Annotated in this window: 22 protein-coding genes; 8 read left to right on the top strand and 14 right to left on the bottom strand. The window is 49.8% G+C overall.

Going from position 1 to position 25,697, the window contains the following annotated elements; genetic code table 11:
* Position 1: 1 nt before the first annotated feature.
* Together IEX60_RS10705 and IEX60_RS10700 are read left to right on the top strand one after the other, a co-directional pair.
* A complete protein-coding gene (locus tag IEX60_RS10705; RefSeq protein WP_188750398.1) occupies positions 2-1,906 on the top strand; it encodes an OmpA family protein in 1,905 nt (634 codons plus the stop codon).
* 40 nt (positions 1,907-1,946) lie between these two features.
* Positions 1,947-2,825: an SMP-30/gluconolactonase/LRE family protein gene (locus IEX60_RS10700; RefSeq protein ID WP_188750396.1), complete on the top strand. Its 879-nt coding sequence runs from the start codon at positions 1,947-1,949 to the stop codon at positions 2,823-2,825.
* 4 nt (positions 2,826-2,829) lie between these two features.
* Here the strand turns inward: IEX60_RS10700 and IEX60_RS10695 are convergent, their stop codons facing one another.
* Genes IEX60_RS10695 through IEX60_RS10675 form a run of 5 tightly spaced genes read right to left on the bottom strand, consistent with a single transcriptional unit; the run spans position 2,830 to position 9,168 of the window.
* A complete protein-coding gene (locus IEX60_RS10695) occupies positions 2,830-3,393 on the bottom strand; it encodes a type 1 glutamine amidotransferase domain-containing protein (protein ID WP_188750394.1) in 564 nt (187 codons plus the stop codon).
* Between the two features lie 47 nt (positions 3,394-3,440).
* Positions 3,441-4,094: a ligase-associated DNA damage response endonuclease PdeM gene (gene pdeM, locus IEX60_RS10690; protein WP_188750393.1), complete on the bottom strand. Its 654-nt coding sequence runs from the start codon at positions 4,092-4,094 to the stop codon at positions 3,441-3,443.
* 4 nt (positions 4,095-4,098) lie between these two features.
* Entirely contained in the window at positions 4,099-6,522 is a 2,424-nt protein-coding gene (locus IEX60_RS10685) for a ligase-associated DNA damage response DEXH box helicase (RefSeq protein ID WP_229717521.1), read from the bottom strand.
* Between the two features lie 55 nt (positions 6,523-6,577).
* On the bottom strand, positions 6,578-8,179 hold the full coding sequence (locus tag IEX60_RS10680; RefSeq protein ID WP_188750391.1) for an ATP-dependent DNA ligase: 1,602 nt from the start codon (positions 8,177-8,179) through the stop codon (positions 6,578-6,580).
* Positions 8,176-9,168, bottom strand: coding sequence for a ligase-associated DNA damage response exonuclease (locus IEX60_RS10675; RefSeq protein WP_188750389.1), 993 nt, complete (start codon positions 9,166-9,168; stop codon positions 8,176-8,178). Before IEX60_RS10675 ends, IEX60_RS10680 begins: the two co-directional genes overlap by 4 nt.
* Before the next feature lie 20 nt (positions 9,169-9,188).
* On the opposite strand from IEX60_RS10675, the gene IEX60_RS10670 reads away from it, so the two are divergent.
* A complete protein-coding gene (locus IEX60_RS10670) occupies positions 9,189-9,674 on the top strand; it encodes an acyl-CoA thioesterase (protein ID WP_229717520.1) in 486 nt (161 codons plus the stop codon).
* A gap of 75 nt (positions 9,675-9,749) precedes the next feature.
* Here IEX60_RS10670 and IEX60_RS10665 read toward each other — a convergent pair whose 3' ends face one another.
* The 3 genes from IEX60_RS10665 to IEX60_RS10655 form a co-directional block, all read right to left on the bottom strand.
* Positions 9,750-10,187 (bottom strand): Hsp20/alpha crystallin family protein, encoded by a 438-nt coding sequence (locus IEX60_RS10665; protein ID WP_188750386.1) that lies wholly within the window; start codon positions 10,185-10,187, stop codon positions 9,750-9,752.
* Between the two features lie 131 nt (positions 10,188-10,318).
* Positions 10,319-10,684: a dihydroneopterin aldolase gene (folB, locus tag IEX60_RS10660; protein WP_188750384.1), complete on the bottom strand. Its 366-nt coding sequence runs from the start codon at positions 10,682-10,684 to the stop codon at positions 10,319-10,321.
* A 58-nt stretch (positions 10,685-10,742) separates the two neighbouring features.
* Positions 10,743-11,447 (bottom strand): helix-turn-helix transcriptional regulator, encoded by a 705-nt coding sequence (locus IEX60_RS10655; RefSeq protein WP_188750382.1) that lies wholly within the window; start codon positions 11,445-11,447, stop codon positions 10,743-10,745.
* Between the two features lie 337 nt (positions 11,448-11,784).
* Here IEX60_RS10655 and IEX60_RS10650 point away from each other — a divergent pair, with 337 nt between their 5' ends.
* Positions 11,785-12,453 (top strand): 3-keto-disaccharide hydrolase, encoded by a 669-nt coding sequence (locus IEX60_RS10650; protein ID WP_229717519.1) that lies wholly within the window; start codon positions 11,785-11,787, stop codon positions 12,451-12,453.
* Between the two features lie 72 nt (positions 12,454-12,525).
* Here IEX60_RS10650 and asnB read toward each other — a convergent pair whose 3' ends face one another.
* Entirely contained in the window at positions 12,526-14,214 is a 1,689-nt protein-coding gene (asnB, locus tag IEX60_RS10645; protein ID WP_188750379.1) for an asparagine synthase B, read from the bottom strand.
* A 328-nt stretch (positions 14,215-14,542) separates the two neighbouring features.
* Here asnB and purN point away from each other — a divergent pair, with 328 nt between their 5' ends.
* Genes purN through IEX60_RS10630 form a run of 3 tightly spaced genes read left to right on the top strand, consistent with a single transcriptional unit; the run spans position 14,543 to position 17,592 of the window.
* Positions 14,543-15,115, top strand: a complete 573-nt coding sequence (gene purN / locus IEX60_RS10640; protein WP_188750377.1) for a phosphoribosylglycinamide formyltransferase — start codon at positions 14,543-14,545, stop codon at positions 15,113-15,115.
* 56 nt (positions 15,116-15,171) lie between these two features.
* Positions 15,172-16,698 carry a bifunctional phosphoribosylaminoimidazolecarboxamide formyltransferase/IMP cyclohydrolase gene (gene purH / locus IEX60_RS10635; RefSeq protein ID WP_188750375.1) on the top strand — a complete coding sequence of 509 codons (1,527 nt, stop codon included), beginning with the start codon at positions 15,172-15,174 and terminating at the stop codon, positions 16,696-16,698.
* A gap of 15 nt (positions 16,699-16,713) precedes the next feature.
* Positions 16,714-17,592, top strand: coding sequence for a DUF72 domain-containing protein (locus tag IEX60_RS10630; protein WP_188750374.1), 879 nt, complete (start codon positions 16,714-16,716; stop codon positions 17,590-17,592).
* Between the two features lie 4 nt (positions 17,593-17,596).
* On the opposite strand, the gene IEX60_RS10625 is transcribed toward IEX60_RS10630, so the two are convergent.
* From IEX60_RS10625 to IEX60_RS10610, 4 genes are all read right to left on the bottom strand, one after another.
* The gene (locus tag IEX60_RS10625) at positions 17,597-18,439 is read right to left on the bottom strand and encodes a universal stress protein (protein WP_188750372.1); all 843 of its coding nucleotides are present in this window, start codon (positions 18,437-18,439) and stop codon (positions 17,597-17,599) included.
* Between the two features lie 108 nt (positions 18,440-18,547).
* A complete protein-coding gene (locus IEX60_RS10620; protein WP_188750370.1) occupies positions 18,548-19,291 on the bottom strand; it encodes an RluA family pseudouridine synthase in 744 nt (247 codons plus the stop codon).
* 294 nt (positions 19,292-19,585) lie between these two features.
* Complete coding sequence (locus tag IEX60_RS10615) at positions 19,586-20,431, bottom strand: 3-hydroxybutyryl-CoA dehydrogenase (protein WP_188750368.1); 846 nt, start codon at positions 20,429-20,431, stop codon at positions 19,586-19,588.
* Between the two features lie 118 nt (positions 20,432-20,549).
* Positions 20,550-20,960: a DUF4890 domain-containing protein gene (locus IEX60_RS10610; RefSeq protein ID WP_188750366.1), complete on the bottom strand. Its 411-nt coding sequence runs from the start codon at positions 20,958-20,960 to the stop codon at positions 20,550-20,552.
* Between the two features lie 197 nt (positions 20,961-21,157).
* Here IEX60_RS10610 and IEX60_RS10605 point away from each other — a divergent pair, with 197 nt between their 5' ends.
* Complete coding sequence (locus tag IEX60_RS10605; RefSeq protein WP_188750364.1) at positions 21,158-24,166, top strand: TonB-dependent receptor; 3,009 nt, start codon at positions 21,158-21,160, stop codon at positions 24,164-24,166.
* Here IEX60_RS10605 and IEX60_RS10600 read toward each other — a convergent pair.
* Positions 24,130-25,689, bottom strand: a complete 1,560-nt coding sequence (locus IEX60_RS10600; RefSeq protein WP_188750362.1) for an AMP-binding protein — start codon at positions 25,687-25,689, stop codon at positions 24,130-24,132. The two genes, IEX60_RS10605 and IEX60_RS10600, sit on opposite strands and share 37 nt — an antisense overlap.
* Positions 25,690-25,697 lie beyond the last annotated feature (8 nt).

The following is a 25,697-nucleotide window of genomic DNA, read 5'->3' as shown; positions in this document are numbered from 1 at the left end:
CATGCAAAAGCCTTCATATATCCTGTTACTTTGTGGATTGTTGTTTTACCTATCGGGACAGGGTCAGATATATTCCAATAACCGGAAGGCACAACAAGCCTTTGAAAAGGCAGGGAACCAATTAAAAAACAACCAGTATGACCTAGCCATCGCTTCCTTGGAGTCAGCTATTTCCCTGGATCCGGGGTTTGCGGCAGCACATCAGCAACTTGGCGACATTTACCGCCGGCAAGAACAGTATGAGCAAGCTGTACCGCATTATTCCCGCGTCCTTCAATTGGACTCGTCATTGACAGCACTCACATGGTTCGGTTTGGGTGAAAGTCTCCTAAATACCGGTCGTTATTCCGAAGCCTTGCATGCGTTGGAAAAATATGCAGCTACTCCGGGATTGGATTCAACCGGCCAACGGCTTACCAAAAAACACATTGCAGATTGCCACTTCAGCCTAACTGCACTGAAACACCCTCAACCCTTCCAGCCATATAATCCAGGGTCTTCTCTCAATAGTCCTTACGATGAATATTTCCCACGGCTTACGGCTGATTACCAAACCATTATTTTCACCCGGAAGGAGCATAACCGTGAAAATTTCTACGAAAGCACACGGGACAGCAGTGGAGCCTGGCGGTCTGCCTCACTTTTGCAGGGCGATATCAATTCCGAACTGTACAACGAGGGCGCCCATTGCATTTCTCCCGATGGAAAATACCTGTTTTTCACAGGGTGTAACCGGCCCGATGGACTGGGAAGCTGCGACATCTATGTATCCCGGCGGGAAGATAACCGTTGGGGTACTCCCCACAACCTGGGGGCTCCTGTCAACAGCGGCGGCTGGGAAGCACAACCGGCATTGGCCGCAGACGGGCGTACTCTCTATTTCGTGAGCAATCGACGTGGCGGACAGGGCGGTTATGATATTTGGAAATCGGTTCTGCAAAGCAATGGCCAATGGGGCCAACCGCAAAATCTTGGCCCGGCCATTAACACGCCTTACGACGAAAGCTCTCCCTATATCCATGCCGATAACCGTACACTTTACTTTGCATCAAATGGCTGGCCAGGATTCGGCAATAAGGATATTTTCAAAAGTCAAATGGACAGTGCAGGCAACTGGCAATCTCCTGTCAATCTCGGCTACCCGATCAACGATCACCACGAGCAGAGTGCCTTGTCCGTCAGCATGAATGGTAGACAGGCTTTTTTTTCAACACGCAGGTCCGATGCCTTGGGCGGATTGGATATCTATTCCTTTGACCTTCCCCAGGAGGTTATGCCGCATCCCGTAGCGTATCTCAAAGGTATCATTGTAGACGCGGAAAATGAGGCGCCCATCCAGGCGGATGTCGCCGTAACTGACATTCAGGCTAATCAAGTTGTATACCACGAACAAGCTGATTACGAAGATGGAACCTTCCTGGCCCCACTCCCCTTTGGTAAAACATACGCTTTACATATAAAACAGCCCGGATACCTGTTTTTTTCCGAGAATTATCCGCTTGATGATAGCACCAAGATTAACGATGCGTACGAAATTCGCATCGCACTATCACGCATCAAGGTGGGCAGCACGGGTACCCTTAACAACATTTTCTTCGATGTAAATCGCTATGAGTTACTTCCGAAATCCAAGAGTGACCTTGACAACCTCATAGAATTCCTGAATTTGAATAAGACGGTTCGGGTCGAAATCGGTGGGCATACCGATAATACAGGAAGCGAGACACACAACCAGACCCTTTCAGAAAACCGGGCCAAAGCGGTACGTGATTACCTGATTCATGCAGGCATCGCCACAGCCCGCCTTACGTATAAAGGGTATGGCCAGTCCCAGCCCATCGCCAGCAACGATACAGACGAGGGGCGGCAGCTTAATCGCCGTACAGATTTTAAGATTATCGAATAGCATAAAAGAATATCTTTGAACCTCCGATAAACGTATACGTATGAACTACAAAGTCTATCTACCGGTATTTCTATTTGTCTCCATCAACTTGGCTTGCACCGCGCAGATCGTGGCCCCGGGTGCCGAGTTGCAACTTATATCCGACCAGTTCAGTTTTACTGAGGGACCTGCGGCAGATCGGGATGGAAATGTCTTCTTCACCGACCAGCCCAACAATCGCATATGGAAATATGATACCAAAGGGAATCTGTCTGTCTTTATGGAACCCGCAGGCCGTGCCAATGGGTTACATTTTGATCGGGAAGGTTTCCTGATTGCTTGTGCAGACGAGCGGTACGAACTGTGGCGCATCGGTATGGATAAACAAGTTGAAAAGCTGGCCGCAAATTACCGGGATTCCCTCTTCAACGGACCGAACGATGTATGGGCAGCCCCTTCCGGAACGCTCTATTTTACCGATCCCTATTACCAACGCAATTATTGGTCGCGGACCTCACCCGAAATGGAAGCACAAGCGTTGTATCGTTACGATAATGGGCACGTCACCCGTTTAGACGACCAATTTGAAAAGCCCAATGGTATCATCGGCACACCCGATGGTAAATATCTCTATGTCGCTGACATCGGTGCCGGCAAAATCTATCGCTATGCGATACAAACGGACGGATCGCTTGCAGACAAGCAACTTTTTGCCTCACAGGGTTCCGATGGGATGACCATCGACGAACGAGGCAACATCTACTTGACGGGTAAAGGCGTAGATGTATTCAGTCCGGCTGGCGAGAAAATTGAGCATATCGACGTGCCGGCAAATTGGACCGCCAATGTCTGCTTTGGAGGGCCGGACCGCGACCTGCTATTTATTACCGCAAGCGATAAAGTCTTTACGTTAAAGATGGCCACAAAAGGGACAAAATAGCCCCTTAAGCATGCTGTCCGGCGTGTTTTCCCTCGGCAAATTCCTCAATGACCTTTTCGTTGAAATCGGGAAGGTCATCGGGCGTCCGGCTTGTTACCAATCCCTGGTCTACCACCACCGCACTGTCTTCCCACAACGCACCCGCATTGATCAGGTCTTTGCGAATGTTCTTTACCGAGGTCATCTTCCGCCCTTCCACCACTTCCGCATCGATCAGTACCTGTGGACCGTGGCATATCGCGGCAACCGGCTTCCCGGCCTCAAAGAAAGCTTTAACAAAGTCAAGGGCTTGCTCATTCACGCGCAGTTTGTCCGGATTGAAAACGCCTCCGGGTAGTAACAATGCATCGTAATCTGCTGGATTCGCTTGATCCAACGGAACATCTACATCGAAATCCAGACTCCACTCGTTTCCTTTTTTTGCCCGTACGATGTCTCTCTTGGGCGACACAATATGTGTAACACCGCCTGCTAACTGGATAGCATCCCTTGGGCTGGTCAATTCGATTTCTTCAAACCCATCTGCTGTCAGAATGGCTACTTTCCGATCTTTCAATTCTTCAGCCATAATTTTGTCCTCCTTTTTGAAAATTACGGAAAACAGCCGCATTTGTTTTACACTTTTTTCCAATCCAACACCTGGTTACCCACAATCGGGTAGATCCGTGCTCCCTCCAAATGCGGAACCCTAAATAGCCCTGTCAGTGAACCGAAAGCCGGCAGCAGCAGCGTCTGCTCGCGATAGTAAAAGCATGGAAGTCGGTATGATTGCCGCCCGTTTGCGGCAATAAGACACCCCGGATGCACATGACCCGCAATATTGAGCCGCCCGGGAAATCTGTGGGCTTCGGGATGATGTGTGCAATGGATGTGTGCCGCAACGGTATAGAATGGTACAACATTAACTTCCGCCTTTTCCAATAAGGTGTCCGGTAAGATATCGTGATTACCGCGCGTAAGAATAAACCGAATCGATGGATTGGCCACCCGAAACTGTTCAAACACCAGCCATTCGCTGTTTAAATCGCTATGAAACAGATCACCCAAAAAAACTACGGTTTGGATGCGGTATCTATCTAAAAGCGATTGCAGGCGTGCCCGATCTTTATCAACGGGCAATGCAGGCATAAAAATACCTGCTTTGCGGAAATGGGCAGCCTTGCCCAAGTGCCAATCCGCCACTACCAATGTGTCGTATTCAGGAAGCAACAACGCCCTTTCCGGCAATAATGTAAGCTGTGTCCCCAACAGTCGGATCGTCTTTCCCATGCAGTTATGCTTCCAGTTGGTTTCTCAGTTTCTCCAAACGCGCCTGCCAATCCTCGTTGCTGTACCGTTCACGGAATGACTCGGCAAATACGGGGAAAGCAAACGGTGTAAGCTGGCTGGGCCGCTGCACGACGATGCGGTGGGTGCTGATGCGCTTAAATGCATGCAGCATGCGCGATGCTTCCAGCTGAAAGTCATACACTTCATCGTAGGCCTGCCGAAGCAGCAGGTTTCCAGGATCGTATTCCTCAAATACGGAGAAAAACAGTCCAGAATTGGCCTGCAGGTGTTTGGTCTTCATGGGCTTGCCCGGATAACCCTGGAATACAAGGCCGGCGATACCGGCGATATCCCTGAACTTGCGCCGTGCCATCTCCCGGATATTAATACCATCACGGATGTCGTCAAATAGCCTGTCGGTAGAAAAAAGCCCCGCCTCCAACGCTTCGTCCAACGGCAACGGATCGTCACAGAGCAGTTCAAATCCATATTCGTTGCTCGCGATGCTGAATGTCGCTTTCCGGATCCTGCTCAGCCGGTAGGCCACCACGGCGGCCATCCCTTCGTGCACCAGTTTGCCTTCGAAAGGATAGACAAACAGGTGATAGCCATGGCGCGTCCGGATGTATTCCACCAGCAATTCGTATTCCCTCGGCAGGGCTGATACCCGACGCTGTTCGGCAAACAGAGGTTGCAGGAATTGCAGCTCCGCGGGGAGATTCCGTCCCTTCCGGTGAATTTCGGCGAAGGTATGGCGCAGTGCCGCCCCGAAATTATCCGATATCGGGAACCGCCCACCCATCCACGACGGTACCGCCCCCTTCTTGCCCGCCGCCGGGCGCACAATGGCCTGAATATCCTTTACCCGTATAAGCTCCAGTAGCCGGCCCGAAAACCAGAATGTATCCCCGGGTTGAAGCCGAGAGATAAACCATTCTTCTATGGTGCCGAGGTACTTACCACTCAGGAATTTGACGCGCATCATTGCATCGGATACGATGGCACCCATGCTTAAGCGATGGCGCATCGCTATGCGCCGGCTGGTAACCCGGTAAACCCCGTTTTCCACAACCACTTTATGGAACTCTTCGTAGGTGTCCAGCGTACGCCCACCCTGCGTCACCATCAGCAGGCATTCGTCGAATTCTTCCCGGCTGATGGATGAGAAGCAATGTGTGCGTTTTATCTCGTCGAATAACTCATCTGCCCGGAAGCCGTCCGATACAGCCAAGGTGACCATGTATTGCAGCAATACATCGAACGACCGCACATACGGCAGGCGCTGCTCCAGCAGCTGATGGCGCACCGCGTAGCGGATGGCCGCCCCCTCCATGATCTCCAGGGAATGGGTGGGCAGAAAATAAATTTTGCTGGTTTCGCCGGGCCGGTGACCGCTCCTCCCCGCACGTTGCACAAAGCGGGCCACACCCTTGGGTGATCCGATTTGTACTACACAGTCCACCGGGCGGAAATCCACGCCCAGATCCAGGCTGCTCGTACACACCACCGCTTTGAGTATCCCCCGGTGCAGCGCATCTTCGACCCAAAGGCGCAACTCGTCGCTCAGCGAGCCGTGGTGGATAGCCAACGCACCAGCCAGGTGCGGGGCTGCATCCAGCAGCCGATGATACCAGATTTCGGCCTGCGAACGGGTATTGGTAAACAACAGGGTTGATTGATGGGCTTCGATAATGGGCAGGACATTTCCGATCATACGGGTGCCCAAATGGCCGGCCCATGGAAACCGTTCCAATACATCCGGAAGTAAGGTTTCCATATGGATATCCTTTTTCAGGTTGGCCTTTACCAAGGTGCCATTTCCCTTATCGCCCAACAAAATTTCCATGGCGTCGTTGAGATTGCCGATGGTCGCGGAGATACCCCAAACCTGAAGATTGGGGCATATCGCACGCAGGCGGCTCAACGCCAGCTCCACCAATACACCCCGTTTACTGCCCATCAATTCGTGCCATTCGTCGATCACCACGAATTCCAGTCCGCCGAAATAGTCACCATACCCCTTGGAAGCCAACAGCAGGTGGACACTTTCCGGTGTGGTGATGAGGGCTTCGGGTGCCGAGGTTTTTTGCCGCTGCCGTTCGGCGGCTTCCGTATCGCCGGTCCGCAAACCAATGCGGTAATCGAGTTCGAGGTCATCGCTCACCATGCGGGTGGCCTGCAGGATTTCGGCCGAAAGTGCCCGGAGCGGTGTGATCCACAGGCAATGGAGATCCTTTTTCCGCCGTTCCAACCGGTAATATCGTTGAAGTATGCCAAACCATAACGCAAACGTCTTCCCATATCCCGTAGGCGCATTCAGTAACCCCGACTTGCCATTCGCGATGGCTGCCCACGTGTCCTGCTGGAAACGGTGGGGCTGCCAACCCTTATTGAAAAACCATGTTTCTGCAAATACGTTCAACGACAAGATAACCTCTTGAACAAAGATAAGGTTTTGCCGGTGAATTTAATGAACATCCAAGTTACCCATTCACCGCGTCGATTAATTGCAGCAGATCCGCCTTGGTATTGGCCTCGTCGGCCTTTTTGTCGCGGCGCCAGCGTAAGATGCGTGGAAAGCGTAGCGCCACGCCCGATTTGTGCCTGCTGCTCTGCTGTATGCCTTCAAAGGCAATCTCAAAAACGTGATGGGGGGTCACGCTGCGTACCGGACCGAAGCGATCCACAGTATTCCGTTTGATCCACGCGTCTAGCTCCGCGATTTCCTTGTCGGTGAGTCCCGAATAGGCTTTGGCAAAGGGTACCAACGTGCCCGCGTCATCCCATACGGCAAAAGTGTAATCCGTATACAGGTTTGCCCGCCGCCCGTGGCCACTTTGGGCATAAATGAGCACACCATCGGCCGTTAACGGGTCCGTTTTCCATTTCCACCAATTACCCCGCCGGCGACCGCTGCCGTAAGCACTGTCTTTCCGTTTCAGCATCACCCCTTCACAATGGAAATTACGCGCCTCCCGGCGGAACAACGCTACCTCGCCCCAGTTGTCGAAGGGCATCGTCTCCGACAGCAGCAATGCAGTATGCCTAAGAGGTGAAGATAACAAAGTTTCCAGCAGATTACGCCGGTAATGCATCGGCATCTCCCGGATGTCCTCCCCTTTCCACTCCAGCAAGTCGTAACATACCATCACCAGCGGCGCTTCCCTGAGCGATTTCTGGGATAGATTTTTCCGCCCGATGCGCGTCTGCATGACCTGGAAAGACAACGGGCGGCCATCCGACCATGGGATGATCTCACCATCGATGACCGTCCCGTCAGGCAAGGCGTCTGCCAATGGACCAAACTCCGGGAATTTATTTGTGAGCAGGTCTTCTCCCCTGCTCCATACATATAGTTGGCCATTCCGCACGATGAGCTGACCGCGTATGCCGTCCAGTTTTTTCTCGATGTACCAATCGTGTATATTGCCCAACGATTCCAGGGAACCATCCAGTTGATAAGCCAAGTAAAAGGGATAAGGCTGGAAATCGCGGCTGCCCTGCTCCGGCTCGGCGAACAACGACACCATGGTTTCCGCCGCGGGAATCCACTTGCCCATCAGCCGGTGTGCCACCGTGGTCTCGTCCATTCCCAGGTGGATGGAAAGCGCCTTGATGACAAGCTGACGGGACACCCCCATGCGGAAATTACCGGTGATCAGCTTGGTAAAAATAAACCGTTCATCCCTACTCAGGTGTTGCCAGTAACCCGTGATGATTTCCCTTTTCTGTTCGTCAGTCTGTTCCGGTAGTTCCGCCAACTGAACGATCACGTCCGGCAGTCGGTAGTCGTGTTCCGAAAGCAAGTTTGGTGGAAGCATCAGCGCAATGGCCTCAGCCAGGTCGCCCACGATGTGATACGATTCTTCAAACAGCCAATCCGGTATCCCGGCGGCTGAGGTTGCCCACGCTTTGAGGTCTGACGTCTTTACCGGGCGCCGTGGCCGGTTGCCGATCAGCAGTGCGATGGCGTACAGGCTGCTCCGGTCATCACTGTCTGCAAGGTAACGTACAATGGCGGCGACCTTTTCGTTCGTTTTTGTCGTCTGATCAATGGCGACAAACAATTCGGCGAACCGTTTCATAGGTCATCCTCCATTACCTCCGCGCCCTGCAAGTGCACCTCGTGCGCCTGCAGGTCTTTATGTTCACGCAGCCATCGCGCAAAGGGTGCTTCATAGCCATGGGTTACATAGACCGTTTCGGCAGCGGTGGCGGACACGGCTTGATTCAGCTGTTCCCAGTCGGCATGGTCTGACAGTACAAAGCCACGGTCCACACCCCGTCGCCTACGGGCACCCCGAAGCTGCATCCAGCCACTGCACGATGCAATCCGGTACGGCGAGAATCTTCTCAACCAGGGAGAACCCAGGGCAGAAGGCGGAGCCACAACGATGGCACCTTTCAAGCTGCTGCGATCGGTTTCAGTGGCAATGCGTTCGCCCGGAAATTGATAGCCCATTCCCTCCAGCGCTGCATTCACATTGGCAACGGCACCGTGTAGAAAAACCCGTCCCGTTTCAGTCTCCAGGTGTTGCAGGATGGTTTGTGATTTGCCCAACGCATAGGCTAATAGGACCGTGTTAAAACCTTCCGCGGCATTTTGCGCCCACCATCGATTAATTTCTGAAAAAACAAGGGTGGGATCCGGAAAACGGTACACGGGCAGTGCAAACGTAGACTCCGTGACGAAATGGTGACAGCGCAGTGCTTCAAATGGAACACTGACTCCATCATGAACCAGCTTATAGTCACCTGAAACTACCCATACCTCCCCTTTGTATTCCAACCTCACCTGGGCAGAACCAATGATATGCCCGGCAGGATGCAAGCTGATGCGCACGCCATTCCTATGTACCGCTTCCCCATATTCCAATCCCTGGATGGCGATGTCCGCTCCCAGTCTCAATCGCAGCACAGGGACGGTGTGAATATGGCAAAGATACTTCCCCATTCCCCACCGGGCGTGATCGCTGTGGCCATGGGTCACAATAGCATTCTGCACAGGTTCCCACGGATCGATGTATACATCGGCCCTGGGGCAATAAATTCCTTGCTTGGTGAATTTCAGCATTGTTCCCTCTTAAACAAAAAATGCGCATCTTGGTTTCCGCATTTTATTATTATGTTTGGATGATGGAAGAACATATTTTTTACGAGGGACAGATTATTTGGGCACAGATTGATGCCAACCGGCACCTACGCCATTCGGCATATGCCGACCTGTGTGCGCAGGCGAGGAGCAACATGCTGAAAGAAATGGGGCTCTCTTTGGATAAAATTGCTGAAATCAACATCGGACCGGTACTCTTCCGTGAAGAATTGGTCTATCTACGCGAAATACACCTCAACGATTTTGTCAAGGTGACGGTAGTGATGACCCGGTATAACACGGTAAATTCCCGTTTTTCGTTCCGGCATGAGATTTACCGGTCGGACGGCACCAAATGTGCGGTTGTAACCGTAGACGGAGCCTGGATGGATATCGAGAAACGCAAGTTAACGGTCTTACCCGCGGAATGGCAATCCATTGTTTCCCACCTACCCAAAAGTGACGACTTCGAGGAAATCAATGGCTAAACAAAAAAGCCCGCAAGGCTTTGTAGCCTTACGGGCTGAAAGTTACCCTTCCATTATCCTACGCACAAAACCTGTTTACTGTACCTCAATTAAACGGGAAGCGACCTTTGCTTCTTCCTTCTTGCCAACGGAAACTTTCAGTACGCCGTCTTTGTAGTTGGCATTGATGCTGCTGTGGTCAATGCTATCCGGCAAGGTAAACGAGCGTGTAAACGATGAATAACTGTATTCACGTTTACTGTATTTTTTACCTTCATCGGTATTTTCAACTTTTTTCTCTCCGGAGATGGTCAGCACATCACCGTCCACATTGATCTTGAAATCCCCTTTTTCCAATCCAGGTGCTGCCAGTTCGATGTGATAGGCATCACTGGTTTCCGCTACATTCACCGCGGGTACACGGGAGATAAACCGGTCCGACAAAAATGAGTCGTTAAAAATAGGGCTGAAAAAGTCATTTACCCAGTTGTCTACCCCTCTGTTTTTGTTTCCTTGAAATTTTACCAATGTCATTTTATAATCCTCCTATAATTTTTAAATCAACTTTGGTAAGTGGTTTCCAAAATATATACCAATGGAGAAAAAAATTGTTTTAATGACTTTTTGGCATTTAAATTCAAAAAATAAATGACATATTGTCTTAATTATCGTTTCCAGCACAAGGACACGGTAGCATTTGCACGGTCACCACCAAAAGGAGGATGTTTCTTACAGATGCTTATTTCGATTTCCGACACAAACGGAAAATCGGCCTGAATACGGGTTAGGATGGACTCGGCTACGGTTTCCAACAGCTTTCGCGGCTGCTGCATTTCTGTTCTGGCAAGATCATACAGCACCTCATAATTGACCGTATCATGCAATTCATCCCCGGCATCCCGAGGTTTGTCGAATTTCACACACATATCCACCGTAAATTCGTTGCCGAGCACCTGCTCTTCCGGATAGTAGCCGTGAAAAGCAAAGAAGCGTAAATCAGCAAGCGCCACTGTTTGCCTGATATTTCCCATGCACGCAAACCTACACCAAAACCGTTGCCTTTGCAAATCCGATCAATAGCTCCCACCGCTATACCAGATTAAACGCCTGCGCGAATCTGATGAGATCATAGTGTGTTTTGGCCCCTAATTTTTTCTTGATATTTCTCCGGTGGGTTTTGAGTGTCTTATCTGAAATGAAGAACTGGCCGCATATTTTTTCGGCGGTGTCTCCGGCTGCAATGTATTTCAACAGCTGTTTTTCCCGCTTCGTAAGCGACGCGAACCGTTGATAATTATCTTTCAGCATCAGATTTTCGGCCATCAGACGTCCTGCCTTTTCAGCAAGATGGTGATTGGGATCCAGTTGCAGCGCAAATGTCAGTGAAAGTAACGGATTCCCTTCTTCATCGTAAACAAAGGGGCGTGATGCACTTAAATACCATTCAAACCCGCCATCCTCAGCCGTCGTTACCTGTTGGAAAAATGAAAACCACTGGGCCGGTTGTTTCGGATCCCGCAGGGCAGCCATACATTTGGGCACATAAAACTCAACGTCTGCAGTGTTAAAAAAATTCGCATAGTAATTTCCCCCCATCTGCCTCACGTCCTTTAACGTTACCCCCAATTGCTGGGTTCCTTTTGGCGATAGGTATACAACGGAAAAGTCCCGTACATCATGGATAATAAAAACAGGCAACTCGTCAGCCAATGCATTCAATTCAGCTATCTTTCGCATAGCGATCTGATATACTCCATTGCTGCAATTGAAATCGGCAGGTAAAAAGTCGTTCATCGGTCTATGTGTAAGCAATTCGGTCCAATGATAGCAAAAGATACTCACTTTTGAGTATTTTTTAATTTGGAACTCAATTGTTTTGATGGGAAACGGGCATTAAACTCAACTAAAACCATTTTTTATACCTATACTTGTATGCCAACTGGCACGAATAGATGAGCCCATTCTGCGCGACCGATAATTACTTATTGAACGAATTGATCAGCATGCTTCCAGGTGGGTAATCGTTATGAGTTAGTCTAACAATTAAAATAGCAATATGAATATTAAATCGTTTATTTCAGCTGGGGTAGTCACGTTACTGGTGATTCCAGCTCTTGCACAACAAAACAAAATGAAGCCTGAAGAAACAGAAGTTTGGGAACCAGAACCACGGATGGTAACCACAGCCCCGGATAAAGCACCTTCAGATGCCATCGTGCTGTTTGACGGCACATCGCTGGATCAGTGGGTCAGTGAAAAGGATGGTTCCTCTCCTGCTGAATGGGAAGTGGCCGATGGTGCGTTTACGGTAGCCCCGGGTAAAGGTGGAATACAGACCAAGCAGAAATTTTCGGATTACCAATTGCACGTGGAGTGGAAAAGCCCTACCAAGATCGTCGGCGAAGGACAAGGCAGAGGCAACAGCGGTATCTTTATGCAGGGGTTGTATGAAGTACAGGTATTGGACAGCTACAACAACCGCACGTATTCTAACGGTCAGGCAGCCAGCCTCTATAAACAACGCATCCCGTTGGTAAATGCAACCAAAGCTCCCGGCGAATGGCAAACGTATGACATCATCTGGACGGCTCCCCGGTTCAATGCAGATGGTATCTTGATCAGCAAAGCTCGGGTAACTATTCTGCACAATGGCGTGTTAGTACAAAATAACGTCGAACTGGACGGGCCGACCGAATTCATCGGAATTCCGAAATACAAAGCCCATGGACCCGGACCGATCGCGTTGCAGGACCATGGAAATCCGGTCAGCTTCCGGAACGTCTGGATCAGACCTTTGTAACAATTAATAGTTGAAAGTTGATAATTGACAATTAATCGCCAACGATCACTGTCAATTATCAACTTTCAACTTTCAATTAACACCAACAACTGTCTTCTCGTAACTTTCGTTGTGCACACTGGCTACCGCACGTCCGGATGGATCGTTCAGATTCTGGAACGAAGCGTCCCAAGCCAGTGCTTCCGGTGTACTACAGGCTACTGATTTGACCGAGGGCACCGTTAATGCAGCAGCAACCGATGGAAAATGCTCCGTAAATATCGACCGGTATAAATACTCTTCTTTATTCTGTGGAGGATTTATCGGGAAACGCTCCGCAGCTGCAGCGAGCTCCTCGTCACTCACGCGCAGCGCTGCCTGCTCCTTCAGCGTATCGATCCAACTGTAGCCTACGCCATCCGAAAATTGCTCTTTCTGGCGCCATGCGATACTCTCCGGCAGGTAATCTTCAAAAGCCTTGCGGACCACCCATTTCTCCATCCGTCCCTCCCGGATCATTTTATCCTCGGGGTTTATCCGCATGGCAACGTCAATGAATTCTTTGTCCAAAAAAGGAACGCGTCCTTCCACTCCCCACGCAGCCAACGACTTGTTGGCCCGCAGGCAGTCATACAAATGCAACTTGCTCAGCTTACGTACAGTCTCTTCATGAAACTCGCGTGCATTGGGCGCTTTATGGAAATAAAGATACCCGCCGAATAACTCGTCTGAACCTTCACCCGAAAGCACCATTTTTATACCCATGGATTTGATCACGCGGGCAAGAAGGTACATCGGAGTGGATGCACGGATGGTGGTTACATCGTAAGTTTCCAGGTGATAAATAACGTCGCGTATGGCATCAAGCCCTTCCTGAATGGTGAAATTGATTTCGTGATGGATGGTACCGATATGGTCGGCAGCCTTTTTTGCAGCAATCAGATCAGGAGAACCTTTCAGCCCGACAGCAAACGAATGCAGCCGCGGATACCACGCTTTTTCCTGATCGTTGGATTCAATGCGACGGGATGCAAATTTCTTCGTAACCGCAGCGATCACCGACGAATCCAACCCGCCCGATAGCAATACACCATAAGGTACATCCGACATCAACTGCCGGTGTACGGCATCTTCCAATGCCTTGCGCAATGCATTTATATCGGTCACATTATCTTTCACATTTTCATATTGCTCCCAATCCCGGTTATACCACTTACGTGGTGTATTGCCTTCCTTACTATATAGGTAGTGTCCCGGAGGAAACGTTTCGATCCGGCTGCAATACCCTTCCAATGCTTTCAATTCAGAAGCAACAAAGAACGTTCCCTGGTCATCCCATCCGATATACAAGGGAATGATTCCGATGTGATCACGGGCAATCAGGTAAGTGTCCTGTTCGGCATCATATAATGCAAAGGCAAAGATACCATTCAGATCTTCAATGAAACCCGGCCCTTTCTGCTCATACAATGCCAGAATCACCTCGCTATCGCACTGTGTGGAGAACGCATAATTGGACAGTTCATTCCGCAATTGCTGATGATTATAGATTTCACCATTTACTGCCAGCACCACATTTCGATTTGGACTATACAACGGCTGCTGGCCAGATTTCGGATCAACAATTGCTAAACGTTCATGCGCCAATATAGCTCTTTCAGAGCTATATATGCCCGACCAATCCGGCCCACGATGCCGAATTTTTTTCGACATCTTCAACACCTGGGGGCGCAATTCTTCTGACTTGGATTTTAAGTCAAAAGCACCAATGATTCCACACATAAATTAAACAGTTAAATATTCGTTATAACTATAAGTTTGCAAAGTAACAAATAAAATATTGATATTCGCAACAATATATATATATTTTAATCATTTTTTCAATAAAATTGCTTTTTTTACGAAATTGTATTAACAAAAGCAAAAATAAACTGTCACAATTCCAATATAAGAACCCATTCAAACCGACCGTTCAGAGTGAGCCCTCTTGGTCCGATCTAATAGAAAACCTATTTTTGCCGGCGCTGACACATGGGATTGGATTTATTCAGGTAATTCATTAAATTTGGATGCAATCAACAAAATGCATCTGCAAGCTCATTAAAATAACGTGAAGAAACGAATCGCTATCTTTGCTTCTGGCTCGGGGTCAAACGCCCAAAAAATCATGGAATACTTCAAGTATCACGATCAGATTGAAGTTGCATTGGTATTAAGCAATAATCCGGATGCTTATGTGCTGCAGCGTGCTGATAATTTCGAAGTCCCAACCCATGTGTTTGATCGCCACGATTTTTACGAAACCGATGAAATTATCAAGCTCCTTGATAAACTCAAGATCGACCTGATCGTATTGGCTGGTTTCCTGTGGTTGGTACCTGCCAGTTTACTGCGGAAATTCCCCAATAAAATTGTCAACATCCACCCCGCACTGTTGCCCGCCTACGGTGGCAAAGGAATGTACGGAGATCGGGTGCACCAAGCGATATTGAATGCGGGGGAAGAAGAGTCCGGCATTACGATTCATTTTGCCAATGAACACTTTGATGAAGGCGAAATCATCTACCAGGCCCGGTTCAGGATCGAACCCGGCGACACGCTGGAAATCATCAAATTCAAAGGACAACAATTGGAGCACTTACATTATCCAAAAATAATTGAGAATCTGCTCAAGAAAATGTAAAGGTACCGCAAATTTATCTAAGTTTGCAGCTCATAAACTAAATAGCTGAATAGCGAATGAGCCAACCCGTCAAAATCAAAAATGCTTTGGTATCCGTCTACTATAAGGACGGTCTTGCCCCTTTAATTGACTTATTAAGTAAACAAGGTGTCACCTTCTATTCCACCGGCGGTACCGAATCTTTTATCCGCGAACTGGGACACGATGTGGTGCCCGTTGAAGACCTCACCGGATACCCTTCCATCCTGGGCGGCCGTGTGAAAACGCTGCATCCCAAGGTATTCGGCGGCATTCTGTCACGCCGGCCGCTTGAATCGGATAAGCAGCAATTGGAAGAATATGGGATACCGGAGATCGATCTGGTCATTGTGGACCTTTATCCATTCGAGGAAACGGTCGCTTCCGGTGCCACGGAACAGGAGATCATCGAGAAAATTGATATCGGTGGGATTTCGCTGATCCGTGCAGCGGCTAAAAATTTCAATGATGTGGTCATCGTCGCTTCCAAAGACGAATACGGTCGTTTGGCTGATATCCTAACGGAAAACGAAGGCTATACGTTTTTGGAGCATCGGCGTGATTTCGCTAAACGGGCCTTCAACGTTTCTTCGCATTACGATACGGCCATCTTTAACTATTTCAACCAAATTGAACCATTACCTGTATTTAAACAGAGCGAACAGCGTACACAGGTACTGCGATATGGTGAAAACCCCCATCAGCAGGGTGTTTTTTACGGCAATCTTGACCATCTTTTCGATAAACTTAACGGTAAGGAGCTTTCCTATAATAACCTGGTAGATGTAGATGCAGCGGTGGCGCTCATTGATGAATTTGACGAACCTACATTTGCCATCCTGAAGCACACCAATGCATGCGGTGTAGCTTCCCGGCCCGATCTCCTGTTGGCATGGACGGATGCGTTGGCCTGTGATCCCGTTTCGGCATTCGGCGGGGTGATCATCTGCAACGGCGAAATCGGTGAGGATACTGCCCAGGAGATCAATAAACTTTTTTTTGAAGTCCTGATTGCCCCGGCATACACCGAAGAGGCACTGCGCATCCTGACATCCAAGAAAAACCGTATCCTGCTTAAACGTAAGCAAATCAGCTTACCGACCAAGCAATTCAAAACGTTATTGAATGGTGTGATTGAGCAAGATAAAGATGCGGTGATCGAAGGTCCCGAAGCCATGCGGCCAGCTACCGATAGGCAAGCTACAGAACGGGAATTGAACGACCTGTTTTTCGCCAATAAGATCGTGAAACATACAAAATCCAATGCCATTGTATTGGCCAAAGACGGCCAGCTGTCTGCCAGCGGTGTGGGCCAGACATCCCGTGTGGACGCCTTGAAACAAGCCATTCAAAAGGCAAAGACATTCGGATTCGACCTCCACGGAGCGGTACTTGCGTCAGACGCCTTTTTTCCGTTTTCTGACTGTGTGGAAATCGCAGCGGAAGCAGGCATCACCGCCATTGCGCAACCCGGTGGTTCCATCCGCGATCAGGAATCTGTAGACATGGCCAACAAAAAGGGTGTAGCGATGGTTATTACGGGCGTACGGCATTTTAAGCATTAGGAAGGAAAACCAATCATGAAATTCGGAAGCGTAGAAAACCCGGAAGCCATTGACTTCACACTGCCTCCCACCCATCCCGATACCCTCGCCTTGCTGGGCAAGCACAAAAAGAAAAAAGGCGATCTGGAGGTATATGTAGGTTGTGCCAAGTGGAACAAACAGGACCTCAAAGGTTTTTATCCGCGGGGTACCAAAGATGAACTTACGTATTACGCCACCCAGTTTAACAGCATCGAGCTGAACGGCACGTTCTACAACTCGCCCGATAAAGCACAGGTAGAAACCTGGAAAGCAAAGACGCCGGCCGACTTCAAGTTTTTTCCCAAGGTGCCCCAATCCATTAGCCACTACGGAAGGCTGTTGAATGTAGACGACAAGATGACGGCGTTTTGTGACGCCATCGCCCTGTTTGAAGAGAAGCTGGGTGTAAGTTTTCTCCAATTGCACGACAATTTCAAACCCAAGGACTTTGACCGATTGGCGGCCTTTGTTAAGAAGTTCGCCAAATCGGTTCCTTTGGCTTTGGAAGTGCGAAATGCCGATTGGTTTGCAGATAAACAGGTGCGCGAACAGCTTTGGACGTTGCTGGAACACGAAGGGATTGCCAACGTGATTGTGGATACGGCGGGCCGACGCGATATGTTGCACATGCGGCTTACCACGCCATCGGCGTTTATCCGGTATGTAGGGGCCAATCATCCGACTGATAAGAACCGGCTGGATGACTGGGTGGCACGTATCAAAGAATGGAGCGAAGCGGGGCTGCAATCGCTGTACTTCTTCGTTCATCAAAACATCGAAGTGGAATCCCCGCTCTTATCTACGTATTTTATCGACCAGCTCAATAAAACACTCGGGCTTAGCGTACGGGGCCCGAATGGGAAATTATTTTAACCCATCACGCTTTATCCGGATAAATCAGGATGGGATAGCCGGCAATGAAACTCAACTTGCGGATGGTGCTGCGGTGAAACAGCTTTTCAAAAAAACTATACTGCTTGGCCAGCAACACCAGTAAATCCGATCCCTCCATCGCTTCGTGAAGCAAACCGGGTACATCGTTTCCGATCACACGTTTATATCGGATCGTATGCCGTGATGCAAATTCATCTTCAAGCACATCCTGAAAACAACTGAATAATTCGTCACTCAGCCTGCTATCGTTTTTACTGATATGGAGGATGGTCAGCCGCGGGCTATACGGTTCCGTCCATTTCAATAGTCCCTTGATGTGGGAAAAATCGTTGGGGCAATAATCCGTAGCGTAAATGATATTGCGCAGCGGCCTGAATGTCAATTCTTTGGGAATCATCAGCAAGGGACGGCTCGTTTTCCGGATCACTTGATAAGTGTTGGTGCTAAACAACGATCCATATGTTGCACCGCCGGTACCCATCACAACCAGGTCGGGATTTCCTTCTTCAATTTCCTCACTCAGTGCAACAGCTAAATGTTCGACATGCCGCTTGGCAACATAACCACACCGTATTCCGTAGGACTGCCGGATTGATTGCACATAGACATCCATCCGTTCCGGCATCTCCAGTGCCAATTCATTCTGGTAGGCAAAAACGCCTCCGTCCATCGGTGCGATACCCTGCCAAAGAACTTCCTGGTGGATGTACATAAGCAGCAGTTCCCTGTCTGTGTCCTTAGCCAAATGGGCGGCATACGTTGCCGCATTGACCGCTGCATCCGAAAAATCGAAAGGACATACGATTCGTTTAAATTGCGTTGCCATGATCTTGCTGTGTTTTGATGCGAACCATGACCAATATCCGCAATACACAACGGATAAAGAGTGACAAAGACCCTCCTTGTAAATGATCTTTGTCAGCTAACGTATAAATCAATCGTCAAACTTTTCCAGGTGACGGAGCAGGGTTGCAAAATCTTTTGGATAAGGTGCCTCAAAGTGATAAGCGGTATCCGCTATCTCAAAATCCAATTGGTGTGCATGCAGCGCAAACCGCTTCATGATGGGCTGTTCTTCCTGCCCCTTTCCCAGGGTGAAGCCGCGCTTTTTGATCTGTGAAAGATAAACCGGCTTACCCCGATAAAGCGTATCGCCCACGATAGCTGCATGCTGCGTAGCCAGGTGAATACGGATCTGGTGCATACGTCCCGTCACCGGACGGCATTCTACCAGTGTATAATGTTTGAAATAGCGCAGCGATTTAAAGTACGTTTCTGCACGCTTGCCATTGGCCCGATCGATTGTTACATTCTTATTGCCCAGATTCAGGATGGGCAAGTCGACCAGTAGGTCTTCGAAAACATGTGTACCTTCGATAATCGCATGGTATACTTTAGACACCCGCCGCCGTTCAAACTCAATGGAAACCAGCCGATAGGTTTCGGGATTCTTGGCGATCACTAACAAACCGGAAGTCTCCTTATCCAGCCGGTGGCATACCTGTGCATCGGCATGGTACCGCTTTGCTAAACGTAAAACACTCATCTCCCCCCCTTCGCGCTCATCCAGCGATGCCAGAAACGGCGGTTTATTGATCACAATGAGATTGTCATCTTCGTGAATGATCAGGTCGGCAAACTGGGGGATTTTGGCTGCATGGCCATCGAGCACTTTCATGGTTGCAAACTAAGGTAAAAATGTGGTTTTATGCAACTTTTCTTCCTCAGACCTTTGCTGCCATTCCCTAAACCCCAGCCAAACCTATACAAAAACTACTATTAACTGTAACATAATATGATAATCCATTTTATTTTACTTTTAGTTTATTCGGTTAACTTCCGAATAAACTCCGAACAAACTCCGAATGAAATCCGGCTTAAATCAGAGTCAAAAGTGAATTTGGTATACAGTTGGGGTGAGCGAGAAGTAAGTATGGGGAATATAATTTCTTTTAAGGAAAGTTTAGCCGGATCAATACGTATAAAACCCACTTCCTGTTTTCTTTCCCAGTTTGCCTGCCGCGACCATATTCACCAGCAATGGGCAGGGTGCATATTTGGGATTGCCGAATCCCGTATGCAACACCCGTAGAATCGATAGGCACACATCCAAACCGATGAAATCGGCAAGCTGCAACGGCCCCATGGGATGGGCCATTCCCAGTTTCATCACCGTATCTATGGCTTCGGCATCGGCTACTCCTTCGTATAATGCATAGATGGCTTCATTAATCAGCGGCATCAGGATGCGGTTGGAAACAAATCCGGGATAATCGTTTACTTCAACCGGTACTTTATCCAATCGCTTCGAAAGTGATAGAATGGTATTCGTTGTCTCAACAGACGTAGCGTATCCTTTGATCACCTCGACCAATTTCATCACCGGAACCGGATTCATAAAGTGCATACCGATTACCCGATCGGCCCGGTGCGTGACCGAAGCAATTTTGGTAATGGAAATGGAAGATGTATTGCTGGCCAATAGCGTGTGTTTCGGACATAACCGATCCAGTTCTTCGAATATTCCCAGTTTGATCGATTCGTTCTCTGTAGCGGCTTCTACAACCAAATCGGCTTTTCCCACACCCCTGGCAAGATCAGTATACGTAGCAATTCGGGCCAATATACCTGTTTTATCGGCTTCCGATAAGATTTCTTTTTTGATTTGGCGGTCCAGGTTGTTACCTATCGTCGCAATTGCCTTTTCCAACGCCGATGGTTGGGTATCGATCAGGGCCACATCAAACCCATATTGAGCAAATGCGTGGGCAATTCCGTTTCCCATGGTGCCCGACCCGACAACGCTGATATGCTGCATGCGGTATGGTATTGGTACGGAGCAAACATACTGAAAAAACGCCCATCCGCCAAGAGGCGGAGTGGGCGCTCATCATCAAACTTAACCAAAAAACTATAGAACAATTAACCTAACCCTTTTAATTATTTCGGCTGCGGCTGCCCCTGAACTTACCGTCTTTCTTAGCTTCCTGCCGGGCCTTGAATTTCTCGGCACGGTCGGCTTGTTGTTGCTTTAATATTTCGCGCTGCTCTTCCGTAAGAATCTGATTCAGGCGCTCGCGGTCGGCCTTCATTTCCTCACGCATCTTTGCCCCTCTGGCCGTCCGGTCTTCGCGCGCTGCTTTTATTTTCTCTGCTCTTTCCAGGTTTAGGGCATATACCTCTTTTTGCTGTTCTTTACTCAAGCCGAGACTTTCGGTCAATTCATCGGTACGTATCTTGGCTATTTCTTCGGCGCTCTTAGGCTGACGCGGCGCCCGGTGTTCCTGACCCAAAGCCGTGAATGCCATGGCTGAAATCAATAGGGTAATGAATGCTACATTTCTCATGATATGCTCCTTTCGTTATGTGGGATACTATAAATAGCATCCGTCCTTTGTAGTTATAAGAATGGGTTTACCGCAAAAAGTTTAAAAAGCTGTTCTGTTAAAAAGTGTTAAAATCCCTCAGAAAAATATGTGTTGTCTATTTTGCATCTCGCAAAATATTCCGTATTCTTGTATACTACCATTATAAATTTTACCACATGGAAAGACCAGTTACCTCGAGGCGTATCGGATGGTTTATAGGATTGTTCGCGCTTCACTTCAGCTTTTCCCAGGCTTTTGCCCAGACAACCCTTTCAGGACTTGTAACCGATGCAGCTGCTACTCCCCTGGTTGGCGTAAGCATCCAGGTAAAGGGAAAGGTAGTCGGAACCACGACCAATGCTGAGGGTCGGTTTACGTTGCGTATCAACGATACTCCACCCTTCACCTTGATCGTATCTTCCATAGGCCATAACTCACAGGAAGTTACGGTAACCCAAGCCACAGACAACTTGACCATCACCTTGGAAGAACAATCCATTATGACATCTGAGGTTGTCGTTTCAGCATCCCGTATCGAGGAAAATGTAATGAAATCGCCGGTATCCATTGAAAAGCTGAATGTACTGGGCATCCGCGAGAGTCCACAGCCCACCTTCTACGATGCCTTGCAAAACCTGAAAGGCGTTGAAATGAGTACCCAGTCGCTCACCTTCCGGTCTGTAAATACACGGGGATTCGGTTCCAATGGCAACGTCCGTTTGGTGCAACTGGTTGACGGCATGGACAACCAGGCCCCGGGGCTCAACTTTCCGGTAGGCAACGTTGTCGGCATGTCAGAACTGGACGTGGAAAGTGTGGAGCTCCTTCCCGGTGCCGCATCGGCATTGTACGGGCCCAATGCCATTAACGGCCTCTTATTGATGAACAGCAAATCGCCGTTTGTATACCAGGGGCTGAGCGCTTATGTCAAAACAGGGGTAATGAGTGCTGCCAACCGCACTCAACAAAATACAGGGTTTTATGATGTAGCGGTGCGGTTTGCCAAGGCTTTTAACGACCGGTTTGCCATCAAGGCGAATGTTTCCTACCTCACAGCCGACGACTGGCAGGCAACTGACTACCGCGATCAAAGTTTGACCAATGGAACCGATCTGAACGACAATGTGGGCAATGTACAGGGAAACCCCACCTATGACGGCGTAAATTGGTACGGTGAGGTTGGCGCCAATCTTTACGACATCCTGTATGCCAATGGGATGCCGGGAGATGGAACCGATGGCAGCTCGGCCGCTATGGGCGCTATTCTTACAACGCCGATTCCGCAGATCGGCAACCAGACGCTGCCACAGTTCATTGCGGGATCCGATCAAATGGCACAGATCGGTGAGACACTGTCGATCTTCGAAAACATGGTGCCCCAGTATTACCAGCCCGCGCCGGGCTATTCCGAACAACAGTTGACCAATTACCCGACCAAGAGCCTTAAACTGAATGCTTCCCTGCATTACCGGATCAACGATGAAGTGGAGGCCATCCTCCAGGCCAACTGGGGGAAAGGATCGACGGTCTATACCGCGGCCGACCGGTACAACATCCAAAATTTCACCATGGGGCAATACAAGGCTGAATTACGGGGCGATAACTTCTTTGTAAGGGGATATACCACCCGCGAGAATTCCGGCGATGCCCATGCATTGGGTGTATTAGGCAGCCTGATGGGCCAACGCTATCTACAAACGGCAATCGGCGCCGGAGCGCCTGCGTTTGTTCAAAATGCCTATACCCAATACGCGGGTGCATTTTTAATGGCCTACCAACAGGCTATGGAAGGTGGCGCCGGCCACGATGCCGCCATAGCGGCGGCCCGGGGAGCCGCCAATAGCTATGCCGGAGCGAATCGTGAAGAATGGATGCGCAGCGCCATGGCCCCCGCTTTGGAGACCGCAAACGACATGTACCTTCCGGGTGGTTCTGACTTTGACGCAACGATCGCCGATATTAAAACACGTGCCATCCCCTCCGGAGCCAATTTCCTTGATCGCTCCAATATGTACCACGCCGAAGCGATGTACAACTTCAAACGGCAGATAGACCCGGCTGTGATCGAATTGATTGCGGGTGCTAATTACCGGGTTTATGACCTCAATTCGGAAGGGACGCTATTCGCTCTGCAGGATAACGGTGAGGAGTTCAACATCCGCGAATACGGGGCCTACGTACAGGCCGGACGCAACTTCAACGATGTATTCAAACTTACGGCTTCCCTGCGCTATGACAAAAATGAAAACTTCAAGGGGCAGTTCAGTCCCCGTGTTTCCGGTGTGCTTACGGTTGCTGAAAATCATAATTTCCGGGCATCCTTCCAACGGGGATTCCGTATTCCTACCACACAAAACCAATACATCGACCTGCTGACTCCCCAGGCGCGGCTGGTAGGTGGATTACCCCTGTTCCGCGAACGGTACAACATGATTGATAATCCGGTATATGCCCTGTCGGATGTTCAAAGCGGTAACCTCACCCCCTATCCCTTCAAGGAGTGGGAGCCGGAAAAGGTAGAAACCTACGAAGTGGGCTACAAAAGTGCCATCGACAATCGGCTGTTCGTGGATCTGTTTTACTACTACAATCGGTTCCTTACGTTTGAGGGCGCCGCTGTACTGGTACAGCTAAAGGATCCGAACGGATCCCTGGCAGATTTGGCAGATCCCACCCGCCGCAACGTATACAGCATGCCGTTGAACGCCCCCCAAACCGTCAAAAACTCCGGGTGGGGCATTGGATTGGATTACCTGATCGGTCGCGGATTTACAGTTACGGGAAATGTGACCCAGAATTTATTGCTCAACGACGACGAAATCCGCGAACGGGATCCTTCGTTTGTCACGTCGTTCAATTCGCCCGAATATCGCTTCAATGTAGGGCTTTCCAATCGGGATATCCAACGGACCGGATGGGGCTTCGGACTCACGTTCCGCCATCAGACAGCATTTCTGTGGAATGGAACCATCGGCACCCCGGCCATCAACGTTGCCCGGCAGTCCATGATTCCGGCATTCTCCACCTTTGATGCCCAGGTAAGCAAGAAAATTCCCAGCATTAAATCGATTGTGAAACTGGGCGGCACCAACATCGGCAGCAAGTTATACACGACCGGTTGGGGCAACCCTTCGGTTGGGGGAATGTATTATGTATCGATTCTGTTCGACGAACTGCTGAACTGACTCAGCAAACGCTTCAGCGCATCGTAATCGATTTTAGAATGGTGCCGGGGATCTCTGGGTATCTGCCGCATCCAATGGATATGGAAATCATCGGGCAAGCCAATCTGGCGCAGTGCCTTGGCGATCTGTTTGCGATTCGCGTTGTGCGCTGTTTCCACTACAGCCATCAGGCCGTTAGCTACCTGGATCAAGGTTCCAAACCGGACTTCGGGAATGGAACGCATCCCATATTCACAGATGAAGGGGGAAATCAGTTTCCCATTCCATCGGATCAGTGTATCACAGCGACCGGTGAGGTAAAGCTGGCCATCCGGCCCGATGTAGCCACTGTCGCCCGTGCGGTGCCAGCATTTTCCATCCACGAAAATCTTGTTGCGCCGCAATGCCTCTTCGTTGTTGAAATAGGCCGTAAGTACATGGGCACCTGCCACTGCTATTTCACCGATTTCGCCGTCGGCCATCCGGAGCTGTTCAAAGGCAGCAATATCCTGACCATGAATTTCACCGTCGTGGATGTCAATGATCCGTACCTCGGCACCTGCATAGATACGGCCGACCAGCAGCCCCCTTGTCGGAGTTCCAGCGGTAACCAATGCCTTCGCAGAGACCGAACTGATAGGTTCTGCTTCGGTCGATCCGTACACCACCTCGACCGCCGTACCCGGAAAAGCACGCCGGTACCGTTGCGCTTCATCTGGAAACACGGGAGCGCCACCGGTTACGATCCTTTCCAGGCTAGGCAGCTCCTCTCTCCGTTTTACGGCAAAATCAGCAAGTAACGTGATAAAGTAGGGTGAAGCTGTTATCCGGCTCACGGACTGATGGTTAAGATTCCTCCATATTTTTGGAACGCTACTGCTGCCGGTTTTACCCGGTTTATAGGGTACAATCACCGAAGTGGCTCCCACCCCCAAATTGAGCAACAACACGATGGGCAGCACCGTCATATCCACTTCCCCGGGCTGGGGAGACAGCGTTTCGGTCAGTGCCCGGAATTGTTCATGCAGGAAGCCGTGGGTCCGTTTGGCAGCTTTGGGTGTACCGGTACTGCCCGTGGTGAACGTGATCAAGGCAACAGCCTCCCGCGGAACCGTGGTGGGCGGAACCGGCCGATCGGCATGTAGACGCGGCAATGACGTCCCACGCCGGATGGGCACCTTTCGCAATGCCGGAGAGAACCAGGCATACAGACGCGCTTTGAACACACCGATGAATCCGCGGCAATCCGCCAGGCTGCAGCACCGTTCCAGCCGGGAGCGGTTTACCCACTCGTCTACGAATACAGCCGTAGCACCGATGTGGAACAACGCCAGCACCGTGCGGTACAATGCAATTCCCATAGGCACAAATACCAGTACGCGATCACCACGGCGCAGTCCTGCATCCAGCAACGTTTGGGCGGTAGCGTCCACCTGCCAGCGTAATTCCCTGTATGAACATTGGCGGTACCCTTCCACGATGGCAGTATTTGTGGGATAGCGGTCCGCTGCCTGGTAAAACAGCTGTACAATATTGGCATCCATATCGGAGG

It is taken from the genome of Parapedobacter defluvii (genome assembly GCF_014642075.1).
In the GTDB taxonomy this organism is placed as follows: domain Bacteria; phylum Bacteroidota; class Bacteroidia; order Sphingobacteriales; family Sphingobacteriaceae; genus Parapedobacter; species Parapedobacter defluvii.
This window is presented reverse-complemented; position numbering and strand designations above follow the sequence as displayed.